We start from the raw sequence: 7,854 nt of genomic DNA, 5'->3' as shown, positions 1-7,854 counted from the left end.
TATTTCTCGCCGAACAGCGCCATCGCGCCGCCCTTCACGGCTTCGTCGTACGGCATGACACGCACGATACCCGGCGCGTTTGCCAGCACTTCCGCGTTGACGATCTCTTCCACGCGACGAATCTGCTCGTCGGTCATGGGCGCGTTGTGCGCGAAGTCGAAGCGCGTCTTGTCCGGATCGACGAGCGAACCCTTTTGCTGTACGTGGCTGCCGAGCACTTCGCGCAGCGCCTTGTGCATCAAGTGCGTCGCCGAGTGGTTGCGGGCGGTGCGAAGACGGCGAACCGTATCGATTTCCGCCTTCACCACGTCACCCACTTTCAGCGTGCCCTGCTCGACCGTGCCGTGATGGCCAACGACGTCGGACTGGACCTTGAGGGTATCAACAACCGCGAAGCGCACCGCTGCGTTCGCGAGCACGCCCTGATCGCCTGCCTGGCCGCCCGATTCGGCGTAGAACGGCGTGTGATCGAGCACGACGACGGCCTGCTGGCCGACCTGCGCCTCTTTCACCGAAACACCATCCACGTAAAGCGCGACCACTTTGGCGTCGTCGAAGATTTCGTTTTCGTAGCCGTGGAACGTGGTTTTCGTGCCCGCGTAGTCAAGGCCTTGCGCCGACTTGAACTTGCCGGCCGAACGCGCTTGTTCGCGTTGACGTGCCATGGCTTCGTCGAAGGCGGCTTCGTCGACCGTGATGCCGCGCTCGCGGCAAACGTCTGCGGTCAGATCCAGCGGGAAGCCGAATGTGTCGTGGAGTTTGAACGCGAGTTCGCCGTCCAGTTGCTTTGAGCCCTTGGCGTCGAGCGTGGCGAGTTCAGTTTCGAGCATCGACATGCCGTGTTCAATGGTCTCGAAAAAACGCTCTTCTTCCTGCCGCAAAACGTCTGTCACGCGGGTTTGCGCGTCCTTGAGTTCCGGATAAGCCGCGCCCATTTCCTCGACCAGATCGGCTACGAGCTTATGGAAAAACGCGCCCTTGCGGCCGAGTTTGTAGCCGTGGCGGATGGCGCGGCGCACGATCCGGCGCAGCACATAACCGCGGCCTTCGTTGCCGGGAATCACGCCATCGACGATCAGGAACGAGCATGCGCGAATGTGGTCCGCGATCACCTTCAACGAATTGTTGGTGAGGTCCGCCGTCGCCGTTTCACGGGCCGCGGCCTTGATCAGCGTCTGGAACAGGTCGATTTCGTAGTTGCTGTGCACATGCTGGAGCACGGCGGCGAGGCGTTCGAGGCCCATACCGGTGTCCACGCTCTGCTTAGGCAGCTTCGTCATGTTGCCCTGGACGTCGCGATTGAACTGCATGAACACGAGATTCCAGATCTCGATGAAGCGGTCGCCGTCCTCTTCCGGGGATCCCGGCGGGCCACCCCACACTTCCGGGCCGTGGTCGTAGAACACTTCCGAGCACGGGCCGCACGGGCCGGTGTCGCCCATGGTCCAGAAGTTATCCGATGCGTAACGTGCGCCCTTGTTGTCGCCGATGCGGATGATTCGCTCTTTCGGCACGCCGATTTCGTTTTCCCAAATGGCGAACGCTTCGTCGTCTTCCTGGTAGACCGTGACCGTGAGTTTGTCAGCGGGCAGGCCGTAGACCTTGGTGAGCAATTCCCAACAGTAGTGGATCGCGTCGCGCTTGAAATAATCGCCGAACGAGAAGTTGCCCAGCATTTCGAAGAACGTGTGATGGCGAGCCGTGTAGCCGACGTTTTCGAGGTCGTTGTGCTTGCCGCCCGCGCGGACGCTGCGCTGCGAGGTCGTGGCGCGCGAATACGGCCGGCTTTCGGTGCCGAGGAAGACGTCCTTGAACTGGACCATGCCGGAGTTAACGAAGAGCAGCGTGGGATCATTGCCCGGCACAAGGCTGGACGAGCGCACGATCGTGTGGCCCTTCGATTCAAAGAACTTGAGGAATTTCTCGCGGATGTCGGCGGCTTTCATGGCGTGCGGGTCTGCTGTTTTGTACGGCGGCGGCGCTCTGACTTATCGTCACTGCGCGCGAGGGCCGGGTGCCAAAATGGGATTGTCGATTATACGGGGTTTGGAGGGGGATTTTGCTCGCGCCGACACAGCCCGCGCTTCCCCGGAACTCCGATATCGCCCACTGGCACGAACAAAAAGCTCAGTTCAAGAGAGAAAGCCCCGTCCCTACCGCACGCCAGCCCCAATCAGCCCGCCCGCTGCCGCACCCGCCACAGTCCCAATCGGACCGCCGGTCAGCACATAACCCAAAGCCCCGCCGGCCGCGGCTCCAATACCCGCATGCGCCTGCGTACGGTTCATCGCGCACGCCGAAAACGAAGCGATAAACACGCCAATTGCCGCAACCCGTGCAACCTGAAAAGAAACCCGTGTGATCTTGTTCATGATGAGATTGTCCTTTTTATCGTCGCTTTATCGTCAATGCGGCTCACGCCCCGAACCTTTCAATTACATTATTTCGGAACGCGGGCCTATCTTAGAATCCTCCCGCTAATGACGACAATTCGATTTACGTCCCGTTACGCCGGATACAAGCGGTATTGAAACCGCACACCCGTGGTTACAAGTGTTCAACAACCGCGCGAGACTCCCCGCTGTCGCAGCCACGCCGCACATCGCGGCAAAATCCCGGCCCGCGCTGTCCTGACCGTCTCCCTAAGGTAGAATCAAAAGACCAGATAAGTCTTACCGAACGCAAGCCGCAGGTCTTCAACGCTAGCGCCCTCGTCCGCTCTCTCTTTCTCGCATGAACACCGATCGCAACGACGCCCCGGCGGTAAACAATTTCATCCGCAATATCATCGACGAAGACAATCGCAACGGCAAATGGTCGCAGCGTGTCGAAACTCGTTTTCCGCCCGAGCCGAACGGCTATCTGCACATCGGTCACGCGAAGAGCATTTGCGTCAATTTCGGCATCGCGCGTGATTACGGCGGCGTCTGCCACCTTCGTTTCGACGACACGAACCCGGAAAAGGAAAGCGTCGAGTACGTCGATTCCATCATCGACGCCGTCAAGTGGCTCGGCTTCGACTGGAACAAGGACGGCACCGAACACCTGTACTTCGCCAGCGACTACTACGACAAGCTCTACGAATTTGCCGAGTTGCTGATCGAACGCGGCCAGGCTTATGTCGACAGCCAGTCGGCCGAAGAGATGCGCTTGACGCGCGGCTCGGCGCAGGAACCCGGCAAGAATTCGCCGTTCCGCGACCGCACGCCGGAAGAGAACCTGGACCTGTTCCGCCGCATGAAAGCGGGCGAGTTCAAGGAAGGCGAGCACGTGCTGCGCGCGAAGATTGACATGGCTTCGCCGAATTTCAACATGCGCGATCCTGTCATCTACCGGATTCGTTTCGCGCATCATTACCGGACCGGCGACACGTGGTGTGTCTACCCCATGTACGACTACACGCACTGTGTATCGGACGCGCTCGAAAACATCACGCATTCGCTGTGTACGCTCGAGTTTGAAGATCATCGTCCGCTGTACGACTGGTTCCTGAATCGACTCGCCGATGACGGCAAGTTCACCCGTCCATTGCCGCAGCAAATCGAGTTCTCCCGCCTGAACCTGACCTACGCGATTACCAGCAAGCGCAAGCTGCTGCAGCTCGTGACAGAAAATCATGTCGATGGCTGGGATGACCCGCGCATGCCGACTATCGTGGGCGTTCGGCGCCGCGGTTTCACGCCGGAAAGCATCCGGCTCATGTGCGACCGCGTAGCGGTGACGAAGGTGGATTCGTGGATCGACATGAGCGTGCTGGAAGGCGCATTGCGCGATGATCTCGACGAAAAGGCGCCCCGCGCAATCGCGGTCCTGGACCCGCTGAAACTGATCATCGACAACTATCCGGAAGGTACGAGCGAAACGTGCAGCGCGCCGGTTCATCCGCATCATCCCGAGCGCGGAACCCGCGAATTTCCGTTTTCGCGAGAGTTGTGGATCGAGCGCGAGGACTTCCAGGAAGTGCCGAAGAAAGGCTATTTCCGTTTGTTCCCGGGCAACAAGGTGCGGCTGAAGTACGGTTTCGTCGTGGAATGCACAGGTGCGGACAAGGACGAGCACGGCAACATCACAGCCGTGCATTGCACGTATTTCCCCGACAGCAAGTCCGGCACGGAAGGCGCAAACGGCTACAAGGTCAAGGGCACCATTCACTGGGTCAGCGCAGAAGGCGCGTATGAAGCCGAGGTACGGATCTACGACCGCCTCTTCAAAGAACCGCAACCCGGTGCTGGCGGCGCGGAATTTCTGGATGCGCTGAACCCGGACTCGAAGCGCATCGTGCGCGCTTATCTCGAACCGGGCGCGCGTCAGGCAAATGCTGAAGATCGCTATCAGTTCGAACGCCACGGCTATTTCGTCGCTGACCGTATCGATTCGAAACCCGGCTCGCCGGTGTTCAATCGCATTGTCAGCCTGCGCGATAGCTGGACCAAGCCGGCTTAAAGCCATGGGCGCGTCCCGCCGGACGCTCGCACTCGTTGTGGGGGATGCTTTGCAACGCACCTTGCCAAGGTCGTTCGTCCGCGCGTTGCGCGCGTCGTGTGCGTTTGCGCTGCTGATCGGGGCGCAATCGGCTTTCGCGGGCGCAGTCGACCTTTCCTCGCCTACGTTACGCAAGATCGCCGAGAACAACGCCATTGTTCTCGGCGTGCGCGAGTCGTCGGTACCCTTCTCGTATCTCGACGCGAACGGGCAGTCCATCGGCTATTCACAGGCTATTGCGCTCAAGATCGTCGACGAAGTCCGACTTCGCTTACAAACACCCCGGCTCGCCGTGAGCACGGTGGTTGTCACGTCGGCGAACCGATTGTCGTATGTGGTGAATCACCAGATTGACCTGGAGTGCGGATCGACCGCGCATATTCGTGATCGGGAGCAATTGGTCGCGTTCTCGAACAGCATCTTCAGCTATGGGATCCGGATGGTGGTAAAGCGCAAATCCGGCATTCGCAACTACGACGATCTCGCCGGCAAGACCGTATCGACAACAGCGGGTACGTCCGATGAACAGCTTCTGCGGGAACTGTCGTTGAACCGGAAACTGGATCTGAAGATTTTCAGCGCGAAAGACCATGCAGAAGCTTTCGATGCCGTGAAAACCGGCCGCGCTGTAGCGTTCGTGATGGATGATCCGTTGCTATATGGAAAGGTAGCTCAGGAAGGTCCGGCCCAAAACGAGTACATGGTCACCGGCGACTCGCTCGCGCACGAATCCTACGCATGCATGATGCGCAAGGGCGACCCGATCTTCAAGAAACTGGCCGATGACGTGATTGCCGGGATGGAGCGCTCAGGCGAAGCCGAACGGCTCTACGACCGGTGGTTCATGCAGGCCATTCCCCCTGACAACATCAACTTGCGGTTCCCTCTGTCGCCAGAAATGAGAGCGCTGTTCGCCAATCCAAACGACCACAGTTCCGAAGACTAGCAGCGTCCAGTAGCAACGGGCAGCGACCAGCGCCGGTCAATGGTGACCCACGGCGCACACCCAAGCCTTCCGGCTCAGGCAAGCGTCTGGTGTAATTCAGTCAGCGAGAGCGTTGTCTGGAACAGGCGCGCGAGGCTGCGGCTTGCGTACTGATCGACATCGACCGGCGTGACCCATCTGTACGCGTCCATTTCGGGGATCATCTGGCCGTCCCGGCGACGCGGAAAATACGATTCGCAGATGCACTCTTCAAGCTTCACTTCATCGTCGGTCACTCGCACCGCGAACAGATGCAGGTCCTTGTCGCGGCGATAAACAAACCGCCCCAAATCCTTCAAGCGCTCCGCTTTCATCACAATGCCCGTCTCTTCCACGAGTTCCCGCAATGCCGCTTCCTCGGGTTGTTCGTCCACCTCACCCTGGCCTTTCGGGATATCCCAGTGAGACGTCTCGGTCGCGTGACACAGCAACACGTCCCCTTGCGCGTTAAGAATCACGACGCCGCACGAAACCGTCCGGTCGGCCATTTAAGCAGCCTTCCAGATTTGCGATACCGCGCGACAGGAAACTTCGAGGTGGTTGAAACAGGTCACTGTTTCAACAATGCCCATTTACCGCCGTCCGGCTTGCAGACGGTAGGCGCCCAGGTCTGCGTCTGACCCTTGGCGTGAGCCACCATGGTGAGCTTGCGGCACGTACGGTCGCCGTCCTTCTTCGTATCCGACGGCGTGATCGTGCCATTGATGGCAACCGGATTACCTGCGCCCTCATTGTTCCAGTCGAGCGACTCACCGTCTTGTTTGGTGTCGAGCGCCGAGTGCGCCGCGTTGTTGAGCGCCTGTAAGTCGCGCTGCTTCATGTAGGTAATCGGCGTGTTGTTGAGAAACCCGAGGTTGGCCGCGTGCGCCGCGCCGCTGCCAAGCACGACACAGCTTACGATCAGTTGCACGGAGACGCGCTTGAGCGCGCGAGATGGGTATGACATGAAACACTCTCCCTCGTTGGTATTGGTATTGAATTTCGGCGGTATCAGAAACAGCGCAGCAAGATCGGCATGACTGCATTATTCGCGGCCATTGCCTTAATCGTGTTTCGAAAAAAATCAGAACCACTCAGGATCAACTGATAAATCACGATCATCTGGCGTCGAGGATAGCATGAGGACATATGGACTTTGCAAGCGTCCAACGTCCGCCGAATGGCCATGCGCTGTGATTTTCAGAGCAACCCCGGACTCTCTCAGAAGTGTCTGATATAGGGATACGAGACGGAAAACTAATATCGAAGGCTTGTCGACTACGCTTCGATTCCGATCATGGACATCCTTCTCGCTACCGCTCAGACACCAACGCTCTACCAGTGGCTGTGCATCGCCATTATCGCGTGTGCGATCACGATGCCCAAGGGACTCATAGCAATGGACCGGATGCTGGCAAGGCGGCCTGAGCGGTCCGAGTGGTCAGGCTGCTCCTACGTTCCCGATCCGCACGACGCGACGCAGCCGTCCATCTGGCCACGCGTGATGACTGCCATAGGCGGCGCATTCTGGATCGGCGCGTTGCTCACGCTGGTGTTTTTATGCCGGCAGCTCACTCCATAGCCTTGTCGCAATCCGACACGAATCAAGGGCAGCTTCGGCTGCCCTTTTTTATCGTCGACGCTTTCGCATTTCCGTTTTTCATATTCCGTCATTAGCTTCGAAGCATCGCTTATTCGACGCACAAACCCATCGCCGCTATGGTCGACGATATCTTTTCTGCCACGGAAATCTCCATGAAAAAGCTGAATTTGTTGTCGTCGTTATCAGGATTATGGGTCGCTGCTGCGTTCGCTTTGTTGCCGCTGTCTGCGTCGGCACAAGATGCAGCGAGTGCGCCCGCAAAGCAATTGCGGATCGGTTTTCAAAAGGCCGGTTTGCTTGCCGTGCTCAAGGCCCAGGGTTCGCTCGAAAAAAAGCTCAAGCCGCTCGGCTACACGGTCAACTGGTATGAGTTCCCCGCCGGGCCGCAACTGCTCGAAGCGCTCAATACGAACAACATCGATTTTGGCTACACCGGCGCACCGCCGCCGATTTTTGCGCAGGCCGCGGGTGTGAATTTCGTGTATGTCGGCGCCGAACCGGGAGGAGAAACCAACGAGGCGCTGTTTGTCAAAGCCAATTCCCCGATTCATTCACTGGCAGAGCTAAAAGGCCGGCGCATTGCTCTGCAAAAGGGATCGAGTTCGAACTTCTTGCTGCTAGCGGTGCTGCAGAAAGCAGACTTGAAACTCGACGATATCCATTCGGTTTATCTCCCGCCCGCAGACGCACGCGCGGCTTTCGAAAACGGCGATGTCGATGCGTGGATCGTCTGGGACCCGTACTATGCCGCCGCGCAGAAAGCGTTGACCGTGCGCACGCTCGCGGACTACACCGGGTTGCCGAA

8 protein-coding genes are annotated in these 7,854 nt (G+C 58.7%); 4 read left to right on the top strand and 4 right to left on the bottom strand.

The window, feature by feature from the left end:
• Nucleotides 1–1,946 (bottom strand): alanine--tRNA ligase (gene alaS / locus JWR14_RS01495; protein ID WP_299700136.1); only part of this gene is annotated, 1,946 nt, incomplete at its 3' end.
• A gap of 207 nt (nucleotides 1,947–2,153) precedes the next feature.
• Entirely contained in the window at nucleotides 2,154–2,372 is a 219-nt protein-coding gene (locus JWR14_RS01490) for an ornithine acetyltransferase (protein WP_299700133.1), read from the bottom strand.
• A 361-nt stretch (nucleotides 2,373–2,733) separates the two neighbouring features.
• On the opposite strand from JWR14_RS01490, the gene JWR14_RS01485 reads away from it, so the two are divergent.
• Together JWR14_RS01485 and JWR14_RS01480 are read left to right on the top strand one after the other, a co-directional pair.
• Complete coding sequence (locus JWR14_RS01485) at nucleotides 2,734–4,443, top strand: glutamine--tRNA ligase/YqeY domain fusion protein (protein ID WP_299700130.1); 1,710 nt, start codon at nucleotides 2,734–2,736, stop codon at nucleotides 4,441–4,443.
• A 4-nt stretch (nucleotides 4,444–4,447) separates the two neighbouring features.
• Nucleotides 4,448–5,428, top strand: a complete 981-nt coding sequence (locus tag JWR14_RS01480; RefSeq protein ID WP_299700127.1) for a transporter substrate-binding domain-containing protein — start codon at nucleotides 4,448–4,450, stop codon at nucleotides 5,426–5,428.
• A 74-nt stretch (nucleotides 5,429–5,502) separates the two neighbouring features.
• Here the strand turns inward: JWR14_RS01480 and JWR14_RS01475 are convergent, their stop codons facing one another.
• Both JWR14_RS01475 and JWR14_RS01470 read right to left on the bottom strand, forming a co-directional pair.
• Entirely contained in the window at nucleotides 5,503–5,955 is a 453-nt protein-coding gene (locus JWR14_RS01475) for an NUDIX hydrolase (RefSeq protein WP_299700124.1), read from the bottom strand.
• 62 nt (nucleotides 5,956–6,017) lie between these two features.
• The gene (locus JWR14_RS01470) at nucleotides 6,018–6,413 is read right to left on the bottom strand and encodes an RT0821/Lpp0805 family surface protein (protein WP_299700121.1); all 396 of its coding nucleotides are present in this window, start codon (nucleotides 6,411–6,413) and stop codon (nucleotides 6,018–6,020) included.
• A gap of 330 nt (nucleotides 6,414–6,743) precedes the next feature.
• Here JWR14_RS01470 and JWR14_RS01465 point away from each other — a divergent pair, with 330 nt between their 5' ends.
• Both JWR14_RS01465 and JWR14_RS01460 read left to right on the top strand, forming a co-directional pair.
• On the top strand, nucleotides 6,744–7,028 hold the full coding sequence (locus JWR14_RS01465) for a hypothetical protein (protein ID WP_299700118.1): 285 nt from the start codon (nucleotides 6,744–6,746) through the stop codon (nucleotides 7,026–7,028).
• Nucleotides 7,029–7,201: 173 nt separating this feature from the next.
• On the top strand, nucleotides 7,202–7,854 hold a 653-nt coding region (locus JWR14_RS01460), incomplete at its 3' end, for an aliphatic sulfonate ABC transporter substrate-binding protein (RefSeq protein WP_299700115.1).

The sequence above is a fragment of the Caballeronia sp. genome, assembly GCF_028292365.1.
In the GTDB taxonomy this organism is placed as follows: domain Bacteria; phylum Pseudomonadota; class Gammaproteobacteria; order Burkholderiales; family Burkholderiaceae; genus Caballeronia.
The sequence above is the reverse complement of the archived record's forward strand: the minus strand, read 5'-3'. Positions and strand labels throughout refer to the sequence as shown.

What these genes read in the sequence shown, in the direction of transcription:
- JWR14_RS01490 (WP_299700133.1), bottom strand. Translation starts at nt 2,372, where the DNA reads ATGAACAAGATCACACGGGTTTCTTTTCAGGTTGCACGGGTTGCGGCA.
- JWR14_RS01485 (WP_299700130.1), top strand. Translation starts at nt 2,734, where the DNA reads ATGAACACCGATCGCAACGACGCCCCGGCGGTAAACAATTTCATCCGC.
- JWR14_RS01480 (WP_299700127.1), top strand. Translation starts at nt 4,448, where the DNA reads ATGGGCGCGTCCCGCCGGACGCTCGCACTCGTTGTGGGGGATGCTTTG.
- JWR14_RS01475 (WP_299700124.1), bottom strand. Translation starts at nt 5,955, where the DNA reads ATGGCCGACCGGACGGTTTCGTGCGGCGTCGTGATTCTTAACGCGCAA.
- JWR14_RS01470 (WP_299700121.1), bottom strand. Translation starts at nt 6,413, where the DNA reads ATGTCATACCCATCTCGCGCGCTCAAGCGCGTCTCCGTGCAACTGATC.
- JWR14_RS01465 (WP_299700118.1), top strand. Translation starts at nt 6,744, where the DNA reads ATGGACATCCTTCTCGCTACCGCTCAGACACCAACGCTCTACCAGTGG.